Genomic DNA, 20,375 nt, shown 5'->3' with positions numbered 1-20,375 from the left:
CCGTCACGGCGCCTGCCACGGCGCCAGCTTGTCCGGATTGCGGACCGCCCAGATGCGGGCGATCCGGTCGTCGTCGGCGAGTTCGAAGGCGAAGACCGTCTCCACCCGGCCCTCGAACTCGATCACGAGGCCCGGCAGGCCGTTGACGGTGCGTTCGCGGATCGTGCGGGGCGGTGACGCCTGGGCGACCTGGAGGTAGAAGCGGGCGATCGGCTCCGCGCCCTCGATCGGCAGCAGGTGGGCGAGGACCCGGCCGCCGCCGTCGGAGGTCGCGGTGGCGCGCGGGTCGAGGAGGCCGACCAGGGCCTCGATGTCCTGCGCCTCCCAGGCCGCCTTGAAACGCCGGACGACGCTCGCCTGGCGGTCCGTGCCGGGGGCGGTCTCCGTTCGCGCGGGCGTCAGGCGGCGGCGCGCGGAGGTCGCCAGCTGCCGGCACGCCGCCGGGCTGCGGCCGACGATCTCGGCGACCTCGGTGAAGGGGTAGCGGAAGACGTCGTGGAGGACGAACGCGACCCGCTCCGCCGGGGTCATCGACTCGAACACGACGAGGAACGCCATCGTCACCGACTCGTCGAGGGTGATCCGGTCCGCCGGGTCGCCACCCGTCGCCGCCGGGTCGGGCAGCGGCTCCGGGATCCACTCACCGACGTACGTCTCCCGCCGGGCCCGCGCCGAGCCCAGCAGGTTGAGGCAGATCCGGCCCGCCACCTTCGTCAGCCAGGCGCCCGGCACGTCGATGGCCTCGCGCTCGGCCGGGGACATCGCGTACCAGCGGGCGTACGTCTCCTGGACGAGGTCCTCCGCGTCGGCCAGGGAGCCGAGCATCCGGTAGCCGAGGTTGAGCAGGTGCCGCCGCTCGCTCATGACGGCGTCCAGCCGTGACGGTTCCGATGGGGTGGTCATACGTGCTCCCTCGTCCGCGTTCCCTCTTCCTTACGGCACGTACGACAGAACAGCACGGCGGAATGTGAGGTCCGGTGGCCTACCTCACACTCGCCTCACATCTCCCGGGGCTGCCTTGTCGGAACGGCAGACAGCGACACGCCTTCCCCAGGACAGGACACCGGACATGAACGACTTCCAGGAGACCGCCGACCGCGTCGAGATCGAGGCCCTGCGCGGCGAATTCACCGACGCGGCGATGATGCGCGACCGGGCCCGCCTCGCCGCGCTCTTCACCACCGACGGCGTGCTGAGCATGCCGAACATCCCGGTGCGTTTCACCGGCCGCGAGGAGATCCGCCTCGGCGGCGAACGCCTCCAGGCCCAGTGGGACTTCTTCGTCCAGAACACCCACCCGGGCGTCATCCGCATCGACGGCGACACGGCCACGGGCCGCGCGTACATCGAGGAGATCGCCCGCGTCCTCGACGGCCGCTCCGGCCTCAACTTCGCGATCTACCACGACACTTACCGCCGTACGCCGGAAGGCTGGCGGTTCGCCGAACGCGTCTACGAGGTCAGGTACCTCGACACGACCCCCCTGAAGGGGGCAGCGCCGGGGGAGGGGGCGGCGGAGGAGTGGGCGGCTGCTGAGGGGGTGGCTGGTACGGGGAGGGCCGGCGGAGAGGTGGTTGGTGTGGAGGGGGTCGGTGTGGGGAGTGCCGGTGAGGGAGTGACCGGCTTCGACGCCCCGGCGTCCCCCGACCGCCTGGCCCGGACGGTCGAGGCGCTCCGCGCGAACGGCTTCACCGTCGAACTCCTCGACGACGCCGAGGCGGCCCGCGCCCGCGTCAAGGAGCTGATCCCGGCCGGCGCGACCGTGTTCACGGGGGCCAGCGAGACCCTCCGGCTCTCCGGCATCACCCGGGACATCGAGGAGGGCGGCCACTGCGAGGCGATCAGGCCGCGCGTGGTGAAGATGGACCGCGCCACGGAGTCCGACCGGATACGCCGCCTGGTGGCCACGCCCGATGTCTACGTCGCCAGCGTCACGGCCGTCACCGAGACCGGCGCACTGGTCATCGCCTCGGCCACCGGCAGCCAGCTCCCGGCATCCGCCGGCGGCGCGGGCCGGGCGATCTGGATCATCGGCGCCCAGAAGGTCGTACCGGACCTGCCCACCGCCCTGCGCCGGATCGAGGAGCACGCACTCCCCCTGGAAAGCGTCCGAGCCCAGGCGGTGTACGGCCAACCGAGCGCGGTCAACCGCCTACTGATCCTGAACGCCGAACCGCAGCCGGGCCGGGGCACGGTCCTGCTGCTGCGCGAGGCGATCGGCTACTGAGACGCTGGGGAGGGGTGCTGGGGTGCTGGGGTGCTGGGACTTCTGGGTGCGCCGAGCCGGGCAGAGGAACTGAGGCGCCGCAACAGAGCCCGCCGCCGTCAGCCCCGGCACCGCTCCCGCACTCCACACCACCCCGCGCACGGGCCCGACTCAGAGGCCGAGCCCCGCGCTGCTCCCCGCGCCAGGGCGGGGCGAACGACGCCGAGTCCTGCGTCGCCGCGTCGGCGTCCCCGGCCCTCTACGCCAGGCCCCGCGCCAACACGCTCCGCAGCCCCCTACGCCGCGTCCCTCACCCGCACAGCCTCCTCCGCCACCCCGCACTCCGGCTCCTCCGCCGGAGGCGCCGGCATCGGTGCCAGCGGAGGCAACGACACCGCCTCCGCGGCAGCACTCGCCGCGAGCAGCTCACGCATAGAAACAACCGGCATGGACATGGACGCCTCCAGCGGGTCGGGGGCGAGCGCGGAAGGCTACTTAGGTAGACCTAACCACGAACTGGATACCATATGACCACGCCCGATGCCGGGGACGCAATATTTTGCCGACAGCGCGTCGGAATGTTCACACCTGGAGCACACGGCCCAGTTCGACCCCGGCCCACCGGGAACCGAGCCCGCGCAGCGACACGTGCCGGACCTCGTCCGTGGTGTCCCCGACGGCCCGCTGGATCCCGATGACGAGCCGGTCGTCGGTCAGCTCCTCGACCTTCCCCTCCCCCCACTCCACGACGATCACGGAGTCGGACAGGGAGACGTCGAGGTCGAGGTCCTCCATCTCGTCGAGCCCGCCGCCGAGGCGATACGCGTCGACGTGGACCAGCGGAGGACCGCCCCCCAGGGACGGATGCACACGGGCGATGACGAACGTCGGCGAGGTCACGGCCCCCCGCACCCCGAGCCCCTCCCCGAGCCCCCGCGTGAGCGTCGTCTTCCCGGCCCCCAACTCCCCGTCGAGCATGACGAGATCCCCGGCACGCAGGATCGAGGCGAGCCGAAGACCGAGGTCACGCATCTGCTCGGGGGACGTGACGGTCAGCTCAACCAGGCTGTGCGGTGCTGCTGCTTCCATAGCCACCCACGGTAGCCCCCGCCGGAAACGCCCCGGCCCGCACCAGCAGGTCGGCGAGCCGATCCGTGACCACCTCGGGATGCTCCAGCATCACCAGATGCCCCGCGTCGGGGACCAGCACCAACTCCGCGTCCGGCAGCAGATCCCCGATCGCCTCGCTGTGCTCACTCGGCGTCACCAGATCCCCGACCCCCGCGAGGACCAGCACCGGCATCTCCGTGAACCACGCCAGCGCCCCGGTCTTGTCGTGCTCCGTGAACGCCGGATAGAACTCGGCGACGACATCGATGGTCGTCCCCTCGATCATCCGCTCCGCGAACCGCGCGACGGCGGGATCGACGTCCCGCGAGGAGAACGAGTACCGCTTGATGATCCCCGCGAACAGCTCGGCCGTGGCCCGCCGCCCCTTCTCGACGATCGCGGCCTGCTGACCGAGCACCTTCAGGACCCCCGGCAGCACCCGCCGCACGGCGTTGACCCCGGCGGCCGGCAGCCCGTAGTTGACCTCCCCGAGCCGCCCGGAGGACGTCCCGACGAAGGCGGTTGCGACGACCCGCTCGCGCACGAAGTCGCCGTACTGATCGGCGAGCGCCATGACGGTCATGCCGCCCATGGAGTGCCCGACGAGCACGACCGGCCCTTCAGGCACGGCCGCGTCGATGACGGCCTTCAGATCCCGCCCGAGCTGATCGATGCTGACCGGCACCCCGTCCTGGAGCTGCGCGACCCCGTGCCCGGACCGCCCGTGGCTGCGCTGATCCCAGTGCACGGTCCGTACGACACCCCGCAGCGCCGCCCGCTGGAAATGCCAGGAGTCCTGGTTCAGGCAGTACCCGTGGCTGAAGACGACGGTCACGGGAGCCGGCGCCTTACGCCCGAACAGCCGCCGGCGCCGGGGCGCGGAGCCGCCCTCGGGCTCGACGTCGTCGACCTCGTAGTACAGCTCGGTGCCGTCATCGGCGTACGCCTTGCCGGGGGTGCCGCGCAGCGCGCCGTACGGACCGGTGGAGTCCAGCGCGAGGCGGGCCTTCTTGCGCATGCCGCGCCCGACCGTCATCCGCTCCAGGGCGACCCCCGCGGCGGCGCCCGCCGCGATCACCCCTATCGCGGCGCCCGCGATGCCGGTCGCGCGGCGCCAGTTGCCCGCGGCGTCCCCCGTGGCGGAGACGATCGTCTCCACACCGCTCTCGCTCACGTACCGCTCCTCTCCACCACAGTCCTACCCACCGACGTAGACGCGGGGAACGCGCGCGGAGACGCGGGTGACGATCTCGTACCCGATGGTCCCGGCGGCCTGCGCCCAGTCCTCGGCTGTCGGTTCCCCACGATCACCCGGTCCGAACAACACCGCCTCCGCACCGGCCTCGACCTCGTCACCTCCGAGGTCCACGACGAACTGGTCCATCGCGATCCGCCCGGCGGCCGTCCGCCACTTCCCGCCGATCAGCACCGGCCCGGCGCCCGAGGCATGCCGGGGCACACCGTCGCCGTAGCCCAGCGGGACCAGCGCGAGGGTCGTCTCGCCGGGGGTGACGTAGTGGTGGCCGTAACTCACCCCATGCCCGCCGGGCACGTGCTTGACCAGCGCGACCGGCGCCGTGAGCGTCATCGCCGGGCGCAGGCCCAGATCGGCGGAAGCGCCGAGGTCCGGGCTCGGCGAGAGGCCGTACATCGCGATGCCCGGCCGGACGAGGTCGTAGTGCGCCTCGGGCAGGGTGAGCGTCGCGGGCGAGTTCGCGATGTGCCGCACCTCGGGCCGCACGCCCTGCGCCTGCGCGTACGCCGTCATCTCGCGGAAACGGTCCAACTGGGCCTGGGTGGAGGGGTGTCCGGGCTCGTCCGCACAGGCGAGATGCGACCACAGACCGACGACACGTACGGCGCCCGCGCGCTCGGCGTCGCGTGCGTGCCGTACGAGGTCGGCCCAGTCGGCGGGCTGACTGCCGCCCCGGCCGAGACCGGTATCGGCCTTGAGGTGGACGCGGGCGGTCTTCTGTACGGCCTTGGCGGCCTCGGTGACTTCTTCCAGCGCCCACAGCGCGCTCACCGACACGTCGATGCCGGCTTCGATGGCCTCACGCCAGGGGCCGCCCGGCGTCCACAGCCAGCACATGATCCGTACGTGGTCCGGGAGCCCGGCTTTTCGGGAGAGTGCCAGCGCCTCTTCCGGCGTCGCCGTCCCCACCCACGTCGCGCCCGCCTCCACCGCCGCGCGGGCACACGGGATCGCGCCGTGGCCGTACCCGTCGGCCTTCACGACCGCCATGAAGGCCGCGCCCGGTGCCTTCGACCTCAGCGCGCGTACGTTCGCCCGCAGCGCCGCCAGGTCGATCACCGCCCTGGCCCGCGCCCGTTCCGTCTCTCTCATCGCCCCCAGTCTCTCAGAGCCGCCTCTTCCCCCAGACGTACACCCGGTCGCCCTTCTTCAGCACACCCCACAGCTTCCGGGCATCGGGGACGGTGAGATTGACGCAGCCCATCGAGCCGACGGTCGTGTGAATGCTGCCGTACACCGCGTGGAATGCCTGGCCGCCGCTGAAGAACTGCGAATACGGCATCGGGGTGTTGTACAGCGTGGAGACGTGGTTCTTGTGCCGCCAGTAGACCTTGAACCAGCCGGTGCGGGTCGGGTGCGCCTTTCGCCCGCTCCGCATGGATACCGGCCCGTAGACGACTTTGCCGCCCTTCTGTACCCAGGTGATCTGCCGGGTGAGATCCACACACGCGACGCGGTAATTCCTGACGGGGCATTTCTTGGCGGCGTTCGGCTTTTTCTTCGCGGAGATGAATTGCATCCGATTCCACGTGACCGGCCCCGCGAATCCGATAGCGGGCTTGATCTTCTGCTTCTTCTGGAACGCCTTGATGCTCTTGCAGTCCTGTGCGGACTGCTTTCCGTCCACTTTCAGCTTCAGCCACCGCTCGATCTGCCGCTGATAAGGCCCGGTCTTCTTGCTGCAACTCACTCGGGCCACGGCTTCGCCGAGGGGTACGTATTCCACGAGGGCGTAGGCGCCGGGGGTGGCGTCCTGGGGCTCGACGGCGTCCTCCTCGACGCCGGGTGCGTACGTCTTCGGCGCCAGCACCTGGTCCGGGGTGTCGACCAGCGCGGTCTGTTTCACGCCGGGCACGAGGTCTTCCTCCGGGACGGGAGCGGCGTTGGCTGCGCTGCCGGGCAGCAACACGACGCCGGCCAGCATCAGGGCGATGGGTGTACGTCTGCTCATCATGCGATCAGACGTAACGCCTCCGGCGCCGCGAGCCGTGTAGGGCACGCGGTGAAGTCACTCGTACCGCTCCCAACTGTGCCCACCCCGGTGCCCCTCGGTCAGCCAGCACGCGTCCCCCTTTTCCGGGCCGCGGGAATGGCAGTACGGGAGTTGTTCCACCGTGATGTTCTGGGGGTCGGACCAGGTGATCCAGACCGAGCCCGGGGCATTCGCCGAGAGGTCCCTCAGGAGGCAGGTGTGGGGACCGTACTTGTGGTCGTCCAGCTCGCAGCGGACGTAATCCGGGACCGGCTCCTCCTCCGGACGTCCGTGCGGGAATTCTAGCGCGGATTCCCTCAGCTCCTCCGGAACGACGAGGATGGCGGAACAGAGCGCCATGGCAACCTCCTTGACTTTCTGGGTAGTTCGGGTCACACGATGGGCCATCGATGCGTACGCTCGGAAGGGTTCTGAGGTTTCCAAGGCCCCTGGAAAGCGGGTGAATTGAACAGGTGAACGACGAATCGGAGCCTGTGGACGGGCTGGAGTGGTTCGGCAGGGAGGTCGCGGCGGCGCTGGAGCACAAGGGGGCGACACAGAAGGCTCTGGCCGTCGCCACCGGCTACAAGGAGCCGTACGTCTCGAAGGTGGTGAACGGGAAGGCGCTGGCGTCGCCGCACTTCGCGGACAAATGCGACTGTTTCTTCAATACGCCGGGGTCGTTCGGGCGGTTGCTGGTGCGGGTGAGTGAGCGGGGGAACCCCGGGTGGTTCGTGCCGTATCTCCAGTTGGAGAAGGAGTCCGCCAAGATCGAGGACTACAGCACCAGTTTCATCATGGGCATCCTCCAGACCCCGGAGTACGCGGAGGCGGTCTACCGAGCGGCACGTCCACGGGAGACCGAGGACCAGATCAAGGCGCTCGTCGAACTGCGCATGCGTCGCCGGGAGATCCTGGAGCAGCCGGAGCCGCCGATCCTGTGGGTGATCCTGCATGAAGCCGTGCTGCGTACGGTCGTTGGAGACCGAGGCGTCATGGTCGGACAGTTGCAGCACCTCGCGGCGATGTCCGCGATCCCGCACGTCACGCTGCAAGTTCTCCCCTTCGCCGCAGGTGCCCCCGCGTCTGGCCAGTCGTTTAACCTGCTTACGCAAGAAAACGGGGCGACGGTCTTGTACTCGGAGACCGCAGGCAGGGGGTTCGTCAACGACTCCACGTCTGACGTGCGGACGTGGTCGGACACCTACAACCGGCTCCGTGCGGCAGCGGAGTCCGAGGCCGACTCCTTGGCCCTGATCCACTCGATCATGGAGGAGCACGCCAGATGAGCAACACCCTCGATCCTCGCCGCCTCACCTGGGTCAAGAGCACCTACAGCGACGGCCAGGGCGGCCAGTGCGTCGAGTGGTCCCCCTCCTACGCCCGCACCCACGGCCTCGTCCCCGTCCGCGACAGCAAGACCCCCACCGCCCCGCCCCTCCTCCTCACCCCCACCGCCTTCGCCGGCCTCCTCACCCTGGCCCGACTTTCCTGACCCCCAGGAAAGTCGGGGTCGTCTGCTTGACTTGATGACACAATTATCGTGTCATGGTTGGGTGCTGTACTCGACTCCGCTCTTGAGCGCCGACGACCAGCGAGTCCTCGACGAGATCGAAGCCATGCGCCGCGCCCTGCGGCACATGCTCCGGGCCACTCCCCGCTGGACACGCCAACTCCGCCGCAACCTCACCGCCCGTGCGATCGCCGGATCGAACACCATCGAGGGGTATGCCGCGACGGTCGACGACGTGGAAGCCCTCATGTCCGGCGAGGAACCCCTGGAGACGGGCGAACGGACGCGCGTCGAGCTGGAGGGCTACCAGCGCGGCATGACGTACATCCAGGCCCTCGCCGACGCCGGTGACGATTTCCGGTACGACGCCGGGCTGCTCAACGGCCTGCACTTCATGCTGCAAGGCCACCACCTCGACAAGCGCCCCGGCCGCTGGCGTGACGGACCCGTCTACGTCACCAGCCCCGACGACCCTCTGGTCCCGGCCTACACCGCCCCGGACCAGGCGGACGTCCCAACGCTGATGTCGGAGTTCATCGACTGGCTCAACGAGGGCGACCTCGACGCCCCCGTCCACGTCCGCGCGTCCATGGCCCACCTCAACCTCGTAAAGATCCACCCATGGAAGGACGGCAACGGGCGTATGTCCCGCGCCCTGTCCACCCTCGTCTTCTCCCGTGAGGCCCTGATGCCGCCCGAGTTCTCGTCCATCGAGGAATGGCTCGGCCGGGGGCAGAACACGTACGCCTACTACCAGATCCTGGAGGACGTGGGCGGCCCGCACTGGAGTCCGGAGCGGGACACCCGGCCCTGGGTCCGGTTCTGCCTGACCGCCCACCACCGCCAGGCCCAGCAGGCCCAGCGGCGCTTCGACGTGATGTCGCGGGCCTGGACCCGCCTGGTCGAAGGCGTCGAAGCGGCCGGCCTGGACGAGCGGGTGGTCTATGCCCTGCTCCCCGCGTTCTCGGACGCGAAGGTCCGCCGCACCGTCTACCAGCAGGACGCCGACCTCAGCGACCAGCAAGCCATCCGCGACATCCGGGAACTCGTCGCGCGCGGCTGGCTCATCGCCCACGGCAAGGCCCGCGCCCGCTACTACGCCCCAGGGCCCCTCATGGACCCGGTCAGGGAAGAAGTCCGCCAGTCCATGGAGCCGTACGCAGACCCCTATCGGCGCCGGCCCTGACCTGAGAAGCCGGGGGTTCTCACCGGATCACCAGCACCCGCCGCCCCACCGTCGCGAAGTCCCACATCGCATCCCCGTCCGGACGGGTCTCCCGGATGCCGCCCGTCTTGACCATCGTGTCCCCGTCCGGCAGGGCCCCGTTGACGGCCGCGCTGAAGCCGATCGCCATGCCGTCCGGGGTCGCCGCGAAACGGACGACGTGTTCGATGTGGGTGCCGTCCGTCGCGGTGACCGCGCCCGCGCGGGAGGAGACGACGTACGCGCCCGGCTTGGGGTCGACGCCGCCCGGGTAGACGCGGAACGTCCGGGTGACCTTGCCGGTCTCGTCGACCAGCCAGACCCGGTCGTCGTCGACGGAGTAGACGACCCGCTGGCCCGCCCCGGAGTTCGCCGGGAGCGCGTCGGGGTGTTTCACGTCGCGGGGGGCTTTGGAGGCGGCCGTGGGGAGGGGGTTGCTCAGGCCGTCCGGCGACTGGGCGGATGCCTGCCAGGCCAGTACGCCCACCGTCGTGATCGCCGCTGTCATGAGCCCGGCCACGAGTCCCGCGCTGCTGCTTGTCACCTGCGCCCGCCTCCGCACCAAAACGTCCGTTTTCGCACCGGACGCTAGCAGGAGGGGACGTGTCCCACCCCCGCGCGCCGTAGGCTGTTCGCGTGCTCTTGCTCGCTCTGGATACCGCCACCCCCGCAGTCACCGTCGCCCTGCACGACGGCGACGAGACAGTCGCCGCGTCGAGTCAGGTGGACGCGCGCCGGCACGGTGAGCTGTTGTTGCCGACCGTGGACCGTGTGCTGGCGGAAGCGGGGGTGAGACTGGACGCCGTGACGGGGATCGTCGTAGGGACCGGGCCGGGGCCGTACACGGGGCTCAGGGTCGGGCTGATGACGGCGGACACGTTCGGGCTGGCGCTGGGCGTGCCGGTGTACGGCGTGTGCACGCTGGACGGGCTCGCGTACGAGGCGGAGGTCGAGGGACCGTTCGTGGTCGCGACGGACGCCCGGCGCAAGGAGGTGTACTGGGCGCGGTACGAGGACCGGCGTACGCGGGTGAGCGGACCGGCGGTGGACAGACCCGCCGAGGTCGGCGAGGACGTTCCGGCGTTCGGGGCCGGCGCGCTGCTGTACCCGGAGCACTTCGAGGTCGTACCCGGCCCATCGCATGTGTCCGCCGCCGCCCTCGCCGCGCTGGCCGCCGAGCGGCTCGCGGCCGGCATCGAGCTGGACGAACCCCGCCCCCTCTACCTGCGCCGCCCCGACGCCCAGGTCCCCAAGAACTACAAGGTGGTCACACCGAAGTGACCGAGCCTGTGATGCGGGAGATGCGCTGGTGGGACATCGATCCCGTGCTGGAGCTGGAACGGGGCCTGTTCCCCGAGGACGCCTGGTCGCGGGGCATGTTCTGGTCGGAGCTGGCACACGCGCGGGGGCCGGAGGCGAACCGGCGGTACCTCGTGGCGCTTCAGGATCATGATCGGATCATCGGATACGCCGGTCTCGCCGCGTCCGGCGACCTCGCCGACGTACAGACCATCGCCGTGGCCCGCGACCACTGGGGCACCGGCCTCGGCGGCCGGCTCCTCACCGAACTCCTGCGCGCGGCAACGGAGTTCGAGTGCCCCGAAGTCATGCTGGAGTGCCGCATCGACAACATCCGCGCCCAGAAGCTGTACGAGCGCTACGGCTTCGAGCCGATCGGCTTCCGGCGCGGCTACTACCAGCCGGGGAACGTGGACGCGCTGGTGATGCGCCGCACGGACCCCGCAGCAACTCCCGTACGAGGAACCGAGAACGATGACTGACGAACCCCTGGTCCTGGGGATCGAGACCTCCTGCGACGAGACCGGCGTCGGGATCGTCCGGGGCACCACCCTGCTCGCGGACGCGGTCGCCTCGTCCGTCGACGAGCACGCCCGCTTCGGCGGCGTCGTCCCCGAAGTCGCCTCGCGCGCCCACCTGGAGGCGATGGTCCCGACGATCCAGCGCGCCCTGAAGGACGCCGGGGTCACGGCGAAGGACCTCGACGGCATCGCCGTCACCGCCGGTCCGGGCCTCGCGGGCGCGCTGCTGGTCGGCGTCTCGGCGGCGAAGGCGTACGCGTACGCGCTGGGCAAGCCGCTGTACGGCGTCAACCACCTCGCCTCGCACATCTGCGTCGACCAGCTGGAGCACGGCCCGCTGCCCGAGCCGACGATGGCGCTGCTGGTCTCCGGCGGGCACTCCTCGCTGCTGCTGTCCAGCGACATCACCTCGGACGTCCGCCCGATGGGCGCGACGATCGACGACGCGGCGGGCGAGGCGTTCGACAAGATCGCGCGTGTCCTGAACCTGGGCTTCCCCGGCGGCCCGGTCATCGACCGGTACGCCAAGGAGGGCGACCCCAACTCCATCGCTTTCCCACGGGGGTTGACCGGCTCGCGCGACCCCGCGTACGACTTCTCCTTCTCCGGGCTGAAGACGGCCGTGGCCCGCTGGATCGAGGCGAAGCGGGCGGCGGGGGAGGAGGTGCCGGTGCGCGATGTGGCCGCGTCCTTCCAGGAGGCGGTGGTGGACGTGCTGACCCGCAAGGCGGTTCGCGCCTGCCGGGACGAGGGCGTCGACCACCTGATGATCGGCGGCGGCGTCGCCGCCAACTCCCGGCTGCGGGTGCTCGCCCAGGAGCGGTGCGAGGCCGCCGGGATCCGACTGCGGGTGCCCCGGCCGAAGTTGTGCACCGACAACGGGGCGATGGTCGCGGCGCTGGGCGCGGAGATGGTGGCGCGGAACCGGGCCGCCTCGGACTGGGACCTGTCGGCGGACTCGTCGCTGCCGGTCACCGACCCCCACGTACCCGGCCACACCCACTCGCACGATCACGTGCACGAGGTCAGCAAGGACAACCTGTACGGATGACAGTCGCGTTGATGTGGGAGGCCAAAGCGGCGGCGGGCCGGGGCGAGGAACTCCTCGCCTGGGCCCGCCGCCAGCCCCTCGCGACATCTCCCCTCCGTCGGGAGACGTTGCGAGGCCCCGAGGGCCGGGTGCTGGTCATCACCTGGTGGGACGCGGAGTACGAGGCACAGCTGCCCGAACTCCCGGAACCCGAAGGGGACTTGATCGCCCGCCCGGTGCACCGGTGGCGCTTCGAGAGTGTCGGCTAGTCCACCGCGGTCTCACACAGCAGCCGCCGGTCCACCCCCAACTCCCGCACTTCCCCGGTGAGTTCGACCTGAACGGCGTGCCGGGTGTCCGCGCTGGACGCCCCCACCCGCAGCTCCAGCACCCCGGGTTCGACGATCCGCCGCCCACCGCGATCCGTGAACGCCGACAGGTCCGCGTGGAACGTGAACGTCACCCGGCGAGACTCGCCCGGCTCCAACTCCACCCGCTGGTACCCGATCAGCCGTACGTCCGGCCGCGTCACCGAGGCCACGGGGTCGTGCAGATAGAGCTGGACGACCTCGGCCCCGGCCACGTCCCCGGCGTTGCGGACGGTCACGCCGACGTCGTACGAACCGTCGGTCGGGATCGTCGCGCCTTCGCCGATCCCCTCCCACACGAACTCCGTGTACGACCGCCCATGTCCGAACGGGTACAAGGGAGTCGGGTCGAGGTTGCTCACCTCGCCTTTGAGTCCCAGCGGCGGCTGGAGGTACGTCCACGGCTGGCCCCCGGTCACGCGCGGCACGCTCACCGGCAGCCGCCCCGACGGGTTGACGCGGCCCGACAGGACCCCCGCCACGGCCGGCCCCCCTTCCTCGCCGGGGAAGAACGCCTCGACGACCGCGCCGAGCCGCCCGTGCCAGCGACCCAGCGCGTAGGGCCGCCCGGCGAGCATGACGAGCACGACCGGGACGCCGGTCGCGACGAGCGCGTCCAGCAACTCGGCCTGGATGCCGGGCAGTCGGAGGTCCTCGGCGTCGCAGCCCTCGCCTGAGGTGCCGCGTCCGAAGAGCCCGGCCCGGTCACCGAGGACGGCGACACAGACGTCCGCCTCGGCGGCACGCGCGACGGCCTCGTCGAAGCCGCCGGTGTCCGGGTCGTCGACCCCGCAGCCCTCGGCGAACGTGACCTTCGCGTCGGGGAGTTCGGCGCGCAGCGCCTCCAGCACGGTCGGAATCTCGATGCCGTTGACGACCCCGGGGTGGTGGGGGAGGACGTGGGAGGGGAAGGAGTAGCAGCCGAGCATCGCGAGCGCGTCGGCGGCGCGCGGACCGACGACCGCGATGCGCGTGTCCGGCGCGAGGGGCAGGATGCCGTCCGGGTTGTCGAGCAACACCACCGACTCTTCGGCAAGTTGGCGGGCCACAGCCCGGTTCTGCGCCGAGTCCAGCTCGACCGGCTCGGCGTGGACCGGCTCCCAGTCCTCGTCCAGGAGACCCAGTTCGCACTTCTGGAGGAGGACCCGACGGACAGCGTTGTCCACCAACTCCTCGGGAACGGCGCCTTCCTGAACGGCTGTCAGGAGCGGCTTGCCGTAGCACTTCAGCGTCGGCAGCTCGACGTCGATGCCGGCGGCCAGCGCCGCGTGGGCCGCCTGGGCGGGCGTACCGGCGACGCGGTGCAGGGTCTCCAGGAAGCCGACCGCGAAGTAGTCGGAGACGACCGTGCCGGTGAACCCCCAGGTCTCGCGCAGCAACCCCGTGAGGAGTTCCGGGTCGGCGGAGGCCGGGACGCCGTCGCGCTCGGTGTAGGACGGCATCACCGAGCGGGCGCCGCCCTCGCGGATCGCCATCTCGAACGGGGGCAGGGTGACGTCCGCGAACTCGCGGGTGCCCGCGCGCACGGGAGCCAGGTTGCGGGCGCCGGCGGAGGACGCGTACCCGGCGAAGTGCTTCAGCGTGGCGACCACGCCGGACGACTCCAGGCCCCGTACGTAGGCGGTGGCGACCGTGCCGACCAGGTACGGGTCCTCGCCGATCGTCTCCTCGACGCGGCCCCAGCGGGCGTCGCGCACGACGTCCAGGACGGGGGCGAGGCCCTGGTGGACGCCGACCGAGCGCAGGTCGTGGCCGATGCGGGCGGCCATCCGCTCGACGAGGGCCGGGTCGAAGGAGGCGCCCCAGGAGAGGGGGACCGGGTAGGCGGTGGCCTGCCAGGCGGTGAAGCCGGCGAGGCACTCCTCGTGGGCGAGCGCAGGGATGCCGAAGCGGTTCGCGGCGACCAGGCGGCGCTGGGCCTCGGCGAGGGCGCGGGCACCGGCCGTCGGGTCGACGGGGGCGGTGCCGAAGGGGCGGGTGAGCTGGCCGAGGCCGTGCGAGACCAGCTCCTCCCAGTCGTAGTCGGCGGTCATGTCGGACTGATGGGGCGCGACTCCGCCGTCCTCGGTGTCGGCGCCCACCCAGACGCCGTAGAGCTGGGCGGTCTTCTCCTGGAGGGTCATCCGGGAGATCAGGTCGTCGACCCGTGCGGCGGCGGGCAGGGAGGAGTCGCGCCAGGGGGCGCGTTCGGAGGCCGAGCCGGTCTCGGAGGCGGTGGTCATGAAGCTCCTGTCAGAGGTCGGTGAGCCACCAGTCGGACTGTTCCGCGCAGTCCCTGCGCGAATGTTTCGAGCTTAATTCCGAATGTTCCGGGAACCTATGGCGCCGCACGGGGTTCGTCAAGAGGGTGTGCGGCGATACGATCGCCGCCATGACACCCTCGGACCCCGCTGAAACGCGGCCACAGACCGCGACGCTCGCGGAGATCGCCCGCGAGGCCGGCGTCTCCGCGCCGACTGTTTCGAAGGTCCTCAACGGCCGGGCCGACGTCGCGCCCGGCACCCGGACCCGCGTCGAGGAACTGCTGCGCGCCCACGGCTACCGGCGCAGGCGGGCCGAGGCGACCCGGTCCCCCCTCATCGACCTGGTCTTCCACGAACTGGAGAGCGCCTGGGCCCTGGAGGTCATCCGGGGCGTGGAGAACGTCGCGCGCGACGCCGGCCTCAGCGTCGTCCTGAGCGAGTCCGCCGGCCGCCTCACCCCCGGCCGGACCTGGGCCGACCAGGTCGCCGCCCGCCGCCCGCACGGCGTGATCCTCGTCCTGTCCGGCCTCGACGAGTCCCAGCGCGCGCTGCTGACCAGCCGTTCCGTGCCGTTCGTCGTCATGGACCCGGCCGGCGACCCCGGCGCGGACGTCCCCTCGATCGGCGCCACCAACTGGCAGGGCGGCCTCGCCGCCACCCGTCACCTGGTCGAACTCGGCCACCGCCGGATCGGCGCCATCACCGGCCCGCCGCAGATGATGTGCAGCCGCGCCCGCATCGACGGCTACCGCGCCGCCCTGGAGACGGCGGGCCTGCCCGTCGAGCCCGACCTCATCCGCACCGGCGACTTCCACCACGACACCGGCTACCGCGTCGGCCGCGAACTCCTCGCCCGCCCCGACCGCCCCACCGCCGTCTTCGCCGGCAACGACCTCCAGGCCCTCGGCCTGTACGAGGCCGCGCGCGAACTGGGCCTGCGCATCCCCGAGGACCTCAGCGTCGTCGGCTTCGACGACCTGCCGGTCGCCCGCTGGGTCGGCCCGCCGCTGACGACCGTACGCCAGCCCCTCACCGAGATGGCCGAGGCGGCGGCCCGGCTCGTCCTTGAGCTGGGGCGCTCGGACAACGGCAGCGCGGAGGGGCCCGCCGCCACGCGGGTGGAGCTGGCGACGAGTCTGGTGGTGCGGTCGAGCACGGGGGTGCCGCCGCTGGCCGGAAGCTGATGTACGGGGCTGAGGGCGGCGTCTGTATCGACGGGGGCGGTGCGTGACCTTGACGGGGGTGGGGCGTGGCCCCACACTCCACCGAAGTCAATCGGTTGCACGACCGAAACTTTCGGAGGCACCCGCAATGAGACCCTCCAGAACCTCCCGTACGTCCCTCAGTGCCCTGTTCGCCGGGGCGGTGACCGTCGCCGCCCTGCTCACCGCCACCGCTACCCCCGCCCAGGCCGCCGACACCCCCCTGCGCGACCTCGGCACGGCGAAGGGCAAGGTCATCGGTACGGCCGTGACCGGCTCCAAACTCACCGGCACGTACGGCGACCTGGCCGGCGCCCAGTTCTCCTCCCTGACCCCCGGCAACGCCATGAAGTGGGGTTCCGTCGAGCCCACTCAAGGCACCTTCAACTGGGCCGAGGCCGACCAGATCGTCGACTTCGCCGAGGCGCACAACCAGCAGGTGCGTGGCCACACCCTCGTCTGGCACAGCCAGAACCCGAACTGGCTCACCAACGGCAGCTGGACGCCTGCGCAGTTGAGCACGCTGCTCCAGAACCACATCAACACCGAGGTCGGCCGCTACAAGGGGCGGATCGCCGCCTGGGACGTCGTCAACGAGCCGTTCAACGAGGACGGGACGTATCGCCCGACCCTCTGGTACAACGGGCTCGGCGTCGACTACATCGCCAACGCGCTGACCTGGGCGCGGGCCGCCGACCCCAACGCGAAGCTCTACATCAACGACTACAACGTCGAAGGCGTCAACGCGAAGTCCAACGCCCTCTACAACCTGGTCAGTTCGCTGAAGCAGCGGGGCGTGCCGATCGACGGGGTGGGGCTTCAGGCCCACCTGATCCTCGGGCAGGTGCCGTCCACCTTCCAGCAGAACATCCAGCGGTTCGCGGACCTCGGGCTCGATGTCGCGATCACCGAGCTGGACATCCGCATGAACTTGCCTTCCGACGCCACCAAGTTGGCCCAGCAGAAGGCCGACTACAAGGCGGTGACCGCCGCCTGCGTCGCCGTCGCGCGGTGCGTGAACCTCACGGTGTGGGGGTTCACCGACTCCGACTCGTGGGTCGAGTCGACGTTCCCGGGGCAGGGGGCGGCCACGCCGTACGACGCCAACTTCCAGCCCAAGCCCGCCTATTACGGGATCTCCGAGGCGCTGGGGGGTGGGGGGACGACCCCGCCGACGGGGGCCTGCAAGGCGACGTACAGCGTGACCAGTCAGTGGAACACCGGGTTCACGGGGAATGTCGTGATCTCCTGCTCGGGGGCGGCCTTGTCGTCGTGGCGGGCTACCTGGAGCTTCGGCGCGGGGCAGGCGGTGACGCAGGCGTGGAACGCGACGTGCACGCAGTCGGGGGCCGCCGTTTCGTGTGCCAACGCCTCGTACAACGGGACTGTGCCGGACGGGGGTTCGGTGTCGTTCGGGTTCAACGGGTCGTGGAACGGGAGCAATCCGGTACCCACAGTGACCGTGTCCTGAGATTTTCCGAAGAAATCGGTCCCAGGGCCCCTTTCCTTACGGCGCGTTGACATTCCGGACTTATGTTCGGTGTGTGACGCGAAACGAGGAGCAGGGCGACGAGGGCAGACAGGTGAGCCGGCGGTCGAGGGTGCTGAAGATCGTCGGCCTCACCCTGGCGGGCGTACTGGTGCTCGGTGTCGCCGCCGGGGGCTGGGTGTACTGGCACCTCGACTCCAACATCAAGAGCGTCGACATCGACCAGGCGCTCGGCGACGACCGGCCCGCCCGTGCGATGGTCACGCCCTCGCCGTCCGCCTCGCCCCTGCCCACCGAGTCCCTCAACATCCTTGTCCTCGGCTCCGATTCGCGAACCGGCAAGGAGAACAAGGAACTCGGCGGCGGGCCCGAGGGGGGTGCCCGGTCCGACACGGCGATGGTCGTCCACCTCGACGCGGGGCGTACGGCGGCGACCGTCGTCAGCATTCCCCGCGACACCCTCGTCACCCGGCCGTCCTGTCCCCTCTCCTCGGGCGGGTCCACCGAGGCCGGCCACAACGTCATGTTCAACACCGCGTACGAGATCGGCGGGCCCGTCTGCGCCGTCAAGACCGTCGAGCAGCTGACCGGCGTGCGCATGGACCACTACATCGAGGTCGACTTCGCCGGGTTCGCGAAGCTCGTCGACGCGCTCGGGGGTGTCACCGTGACGACCACCGAGGACATCCACGACTCCGACAGCCACCTCCAACTCGACGCCGGCACACATCACTTGGACGGCAGGACCGCCCTCGCCTTCGCCCGGACCCGGCATGGCATCGGGGACGGCAGCGACTTGGGCCGGATAGGTCTCCAACAGACGTTGGTGAAGGCCCTGCTGGGGCAGATCTCCCACCTGAACCTGTTGAGCAGCCCGACGAAGCTGTACGAGGTCGCCGACGCGGTGACCGGCAGCCTCACCACCGACACAGGGCTGAGTTCCCTCTCCGACCTCATGGAGCTGGGCCAGAGCGTCCGGGGACTTTCCGTGGCCAACCTGACGACGGTGATGATGCCGGTGGCCCTCGCCCCGTCGGACCCGAACCGGGTGGTGGCGAAGGAACCGGCGGCGAGCGAGCTGTGGGAGTCGCTGAGGTAGGGGCATCTGCCCTCACCTGCGAAAACGCGGCCCCGGAAAAAACTTCGGGAATTTCCGGTGAGCCTGTCGATGTGGGCGGGTCCTGTTCGACGTACGTGTGAGAGGCGGGGAACAGCCCCGCCCGCCGGGCCCGTACAGGTCCCGTACCCGAGGAGTCACCATGCCCCGTTACCTGTCGCTCGTGAAGATCGACGAAGCGTCCGCCCCGGCGGAGGGTCCGAGCGAGGGCCTGATGCAGCGCATGGGCGAGCTGATCGAGGAGATCACCAAGGCGGGCGTCATGCTCGACACGGCCGGGCTGACCCCGACCGCCCAGGGGACCCGCGTCCGCTGGGAGGGCGGGAAGATCTCCGTCACCGACGGGCCGTTCACCGAGGCCAGGGAGGTCGTCGGCGGGTACGCGATCATGCAGTGCAAGGACAGGGCGGAGGCCCTGCACTGGGCGGAGCGGTTCCTGCGGGTGCACGAGGAGCACTGGACGGTGACCTGCGAGGTGCGGGAGATCGCGGAGGGGTGAGGCGCGGCCTTCGGGCCGTTGTCAGTGCCGGGGTGTTCCATGGTGAGTTGTGGAACGACAGCTCACCTCCCACAAGGCCGTGGAAACCGTCTTCCGGATCGAGTCCCCGAGGATCATCGCCACGGTCACCCGGCTCGTCCGGGACGTCGGGATCGCCGAGGAACTCGCCCAGGACGCCCTGGTCGCCGCCCTGGAGCAGTGGCCCCGGGACGGCGTCCCCGACAACCCCGGCGCCTGGCTGACCGCGACCGCCAGGCGCCGCGCGGTGGACCTGATCCGCCGCCGCGAGGTGTACGCGCGCAAGCTCGCGGAGATCGGCCGGGACCTGCCGGAGACGGCGCCGCCCCCCTCGTACGGCGAAGGCGACGGCATCGACGACGACGTCCTGCGGCTGGTCTTCATGACCTGCCACCCGGCACTGTCCCCGGACGCGCGCACAGCGCTCACGCTGAGGCTGCTCGGCGGACTCACCACGGCCGAGATCGCGCGGGCGTACCTCGTCCCCGAGGCGACGATCGCCCAGCGCATCGTCCGCGCGAAGCGCGCGCTGGCCACGCGCAACGTGGCGTTCGAGGTCCCGGACGGCCCCGACCGGGAGGCCCGCCTCGACTCCGTCCTGGACGTCATCTACCTGATCTTCAACGAGGGGTACGCCGCGACAGCCGGCGACGACTGGCTGCGCCCTTCCCTCTGCGAGGACGCCCTCCGCCTCGCCCGCCACCTCACCGCCCTGATGCCGAAGGAGCCCGAAGTCCACGCGCTGGCCTCCCTGTTGGAGTTCCAGGCGTCCCGCACCCCGGCTCGCACGGCCCCCGACGGAACGCCCGTCCTCCTGCGCGACCAGGACCGCCACCGCTGGAGCCGCCTCCTGCTGACCCGGGGCATCCACGCGCTGGCCGCCGCCCGGGCCGCCACGACCGGCGCCCCCGGCCGCTACACCCTCCAGGCCGCCATCGCCGCCTGCCACGCCCACGCCCCCACCTACGCCGACACCGACTGGACCGCCATCACCGCCCTCTACGACGCCCTAGCCGCCCGATTCCCGTCCCCCGTCGTCGAGTTGAACCGCGCGGTCGCCCTCTCGATGACCGAGGGACCCGCCGCCGCCCTCGCCCTCCTCGACACCCTCGCCGCCGAACCCGCCCTGAACGGCTACCACTTGCTGCCCAGCGTCCGGGGCGACCTGCTGGAGCGGCTCGGCCGTACCGAGGAGGCCCGCGCCGAGTTCGTGCGGGCGGCCCGCCTCGCCGGCAACGGGAGGGAACGCGAACTCCTCGCCGGACGCGCCGGGAACTGACGTACCGCGAAAGGGGGTTCACCGGGCGCCCCAGCTGTCACAATCGGCGG

General features: G+C 70.9%; 22 protein-coding genes. 13 read left to right on the top strand and 9 right to left on the bottom strand.

The window, feature by feature from the left end:
- Positions 1 to 3 precede the first annotated feature (3 nt).
- Positions 4 to 903: an RNA polymerase sigma factor SigJ gene (gene sigJ, locus ACLZOT_RS30495; RefSeq protein ID WP_416972346.1), complete on the bottom strand. Its 900-nt coding sequence runs from the start codon at positions 901 to 903 to the stop codon at positions 4 to 6.
- A 166-nt stretch (positions 904 to 1,069) separates the two neighbouring features.
- Here sigJ and ACLZOT_RS30490 point away from each other — a divergent pair, with 166 nt between their 5' ends.
- Positions 1,070 to 2,227 carry an LUD domain-containing protein gene (locus ACLZOT_RS30490; protein ID WP_416972345.1) on the top strand — a complete coding sequence of 386 codons (1,158 nt, stop codon included), beginning with the start codon at positions 1,070 to 1,072 and terminating at the stop codon, positions 2,225 to 2,227.
- A 275-nt stretch (positions 2,228 to 2,502) separates the two neighbouring features.
- Here ACLZOT_RS30490 and ACLZOT_RS30485 read toward each other — a convergent pair whose 3' ends face one another.
- The 6 genes from ACLZOT_RS30485 to ACLZOT_RS30460 all read right to left on the bottom strand — a co-directional run bounded on the left by ACLZOT_RS30485 (position 2,503) and on the right by ACLZOT_RS30460 (position 6,903).
- Entirely contained in the window at positions 2,503 to 2,655 is a 153-nt protein-coding gene (locus ACLZOT_RS30485; protein WP_416972344.1) for a hypothetical protein, read from the bottom strand.
- Positions 2,656 to 2,788: 133 nt separating this feature from the next.
- Positions 2,789 to 3,295, bottom strand: coding sequence for a tRNA (adenosine(37)-N6)-threonylcarbamoyltransferase complex ATPase subunit type 1 TsaE (tsaE, locus tag ACLZOT_RS30480; RefSeq protein WP_416972343.1), 507 nt, complete (start codon positions 3,293 to 3,295; stop codon positions 2,789 to 2,791).
- On the bottom strand, positions 3,264 to 4,490 hold the full coding sequence (locus ACLZOT_RS30475) for an alpha/beta fold hydrolase (RefSeq protein WP_416972342.1): 1,227 nt from the start codon (positions 4,488 to 4,490) through the stop codon (positions 3,264 to 3,266). The genes tsaE and ACLZOT_RS30475 overlap by 32 nt, the downstream gene beginning before the upstream one ends.
- A 24-nt stretch (positions 4,491 to 4,514) precedes the next feature.
- Complete coding sequence (alr, locus tag ACLZOT_RS30470; RefSeq protein ID WP_416972341.1) at positions 4,515 to 5,663, bottom strand: alanine racemase; 1,149 nt, start codon at positions 5,661 to 5,663, stop codon at positions 4,515 to 4,517.
- A gap of 13 nt (positions 5,664 to 5,676) precedes the next feature.
- Positions 5,677 to 6,495 carry a L,D-transpeptidase family protein gene (locus ACLZOT_RS30465; protein ID WP_416972340.1) on the bottom strand — a complete coding sequence of 273 codons (819 nt, stop codon included), beginning with the start codon at positions 6,493 to 6,495 and terminating at the stop codon, positions 5,677 to 5,679.
- A gap of 84 nt (positions 6,496 to 6,579) precedes the next feature.
- The gene (locus ACLZOT_RS30460; RefSeq protein WP_416972339.1) at positions 6,580 to 6,903 is read right to left on the bottom strand and encodes a hypothetical protein; all 324 of its coding nucleotides are present in this window, start codon (positions 6,901 to 6,903) and stop codon (positions 6,580 to 6,582) included.
- 113 nt (positions 6,904 to 7,016) lie between these two features.
- Between ACLZOT_RS30460 and ACLZOT_RS30455 the strand changes: the two genes are divergently transcribed.
- The 3 genes from ACLZOT_RS30455 (at position 7,017) to ACLZOT_RS30445 (ending at position 9,242) form a co-directional block, all read left to right on the top strand.
- Entirely contained in the window at positions 7,017 to 7,832 is an 816-nt protein-coding gene (locus ACLZOT_RS30455) for a helix-turn-helix domain-containing protein (RefSeq protein WP_416972338.1), read from the top strand.
- Positions 7,829 to 8,038: a DUF397 domain-containing protein gene (locus ACLZOT_RS30450; protein ID WP_416972337.1), complete on the top strand. Its 210-nt coding sequence runs from the start codon at positions 7,829 to 7,831 to the stop codon at positions 8,036 to 8,038. The genes ACLZOT_RS30455 and ACLZOT_RS30450 overlap by 4 nt, the downstream gene beginning before the upstream one ends.
- A gap of 82 nt (positions 8,039 to 8,120) precedes the next feature.
- On the top strand, positions 8,121 to 9,242 hold the full coding sequence (locus ACLZOT_RS30445; protein WP_416972336.1) for a Fic family protein: 1,122 nt from the start codon (positions 8,121 to 8,123) through the stop codon (positions 9,240 to 9,242).
- A gap of 19 nt (positions 9,243 to 9,261) precedes the next feature.
- On the opposite strand, the gene ACLZOT_RS30440 is transcribed toward ACLZOT_RS30445, so the two are convergent.
- The gene (locus ACLZOT_RS30440; protein ID WP_416972335.1) at positions 9,262 to 9,804 is read right to left on the bottom strand and encodes a hypothetical protein; all 543 of its coding nucleotides are present in this window, start codon (positions 9,802 to 9,804) and stop codon (positions 9,262 to 9,264) included.
- A gap of 92 nt (positions 9,805 to 9,896) precedes the next feature.
- Between ACLZOT_RS30440 and tsaB the strand changes: the two genes are divergently transcribed.
- The 4 genes from tsaB to ACLZOT_RS30420 are packed head-to-tail and all read left to right on the top strand — an operon-like array spanning position 9,897 to position 12,379.
- A complete protein-coding gene (gene tsaB, locus ACLZOT_RS30435) occupies positions 9,897 to 10,541 on the top strand; it encodes a tRNA (adenosine(37)-N6)-threonylcarbamoyltransferase complex dimerization subunit type 1 TsaB (protein WP_416972334.1) in 645 nt (214 codons plus the stop codon).
- Between the two features lie 11 nt (positions 10,542 to 10,552).
- Positions 10,553 to 11,041 (top strand): ribosomal protein S18-alanine N-acetyltransferase, encoded by a 489-nt coding sequence (gene rimI, locus ACLZOT_RS30430; RefSeq protein ID WP_416972439.1) that lies wholly within the window; start codon positions 10,553 to 10,555, stop codon positions 11,039 to 11,041.
- A complete protein-coding gene (gene tsaD, locus ACLZOT_RS30425) occupies positions 11,034 to 12,131 on the top strand; it encodes a tRNA (adenosine(37)-N6)-threonylcarbamoyltransferase complex transferase subunit TsaD (RefSeq protein ID WP_416972333.1) in 1,098 nt (365 codons plus the stop codon). The genes rimI and tsaD overlap by 8 nt, the downstream gene beginning before the upstream one ends.
- The gene (locus ACLZOT_RS30420) at positions 12,128 to 12,379 is read left to right on the top strand and encodes a hypothetical protein (RefSeq protein WP_416972332.1); all 252 of its coding nucleotides are present in this window, start codon (positions 12,128 to 12,130) and stop codon (positions 12,377 to 12,379) included. Before tsaD ends, ACLZOT_RS30420 begins: the two co-directional genes overlap by 4 nt.
- Here ACLZOT_RS30420 and ACLZOT_RS30415 read toward each other — a convergent pair.
- Complete coding sequence (locus ACLZOT_RS30415; RefSeq protein WP_416972331.1) at positions 12,376 to 14,700, bottom strand: glycoside hydrolase family 3 N-terminal domain-containing protein; 2,325 nt, start codon at positions 14,698 to 14,700, stop codon at positions 12,376 to 12,378. The genes ACLZOT_RS30420 and ACLZOT_RS30415 overlap by 4 nt on opposite strands.
- Positions 14,701 to 14,849: 149 nt before the next feature.
- On the opposite strand from ACLZOT_RS30415, the gene ACLZOT_RS30410 reads away from it, so the two are divergent.
- The 5 genes from ACLZOT_RS30410 to ACLZOT_RS30390 all read left to right on the top strand — a co-directional run bounded on the left by ACLZOT_RS30410 (position 14,850) and on the right by ACLZOT_RS30390 (position 20,325).
- Positions 14,850 to 15,905 carry a LacI family DNA-binding transcriptional regulator gene (locus ACLZOT_RS30410; protein ID WP_416972330.1) on the top strand — a complete coding sequence of 352 codons (1,056 nt, stop codon included), beginning with the start codon at positions 14,850 to 14,852 and terminating at the stop codon, positions 15,903 to 15,905.
- A 127-nt stretch (positions 15,906 to 16,032) separates the two neighbouring features.
- Complete coding sequence (locus tag ACLZOT_RS30405; protein ID WP_416972329.1) at positions 16,033 to 17,394, top strand: endo-1,4-beta-xylanase; 1,362 nt, start codon at positions 16,033 to 16,035, stop codon at positions 17,392 to 17,394.
- Between the two features lie 73 nt (positions 17,395 to 17,467).
- A complete protein-coding gene (locus tag ACLZOT_RS30400; protein ID WP_416972328.1) occupies positions 17,468 to 18,511 on the top strand; it encodes an LCP family protein in 1,044 nt (347 codons plus the stop codon).
- 160 nt (positions 18,512 to 18,671) lie between these two features.
- Positions 18,672 to 19,028 carry a YciI family protein gene (locus tag ACLZOT_RS30395; protein ID WP_416972327.1) on the top strand — a complete coding sequence of 119 codons (357 nt, stop codon included), beginning with the start codon at positions 18,672 to 18,674 and terminating at the stop codon, positions 19,026 to 19,028.
- A 49-nt stretch (positions 19,029 to 19,077) separates the two neighbouring features.
- Positions 19,078 to 20,325, top strand: coding sequence for an RNA polymerase sigma factor (locus tag ACLZOT_RS30390; RefSeq protein WP_416972326.1), 1,248 nt, complete (start codon positions 19,078 to 19,080; stop codon positions 20,323 to 20,325).
- The last annotated feature ends 50 nt before the right edge of the window (positions 20,326 to 20,375 follow it).

Source organism: Streptomyces sp. 4F14, from assembly GCF_048159485.1.
Taxonomy (GTDB): domain Bacteria; phylum Actinomycetota; class Actinomycetes; order Streptomycetales; family Streptomycetaceae; genus Streptomyces.
Note: the sequence above shows the minus strand (reverse complement) of the source record. Positions and strands in the feature narration are given on the sequence as shown.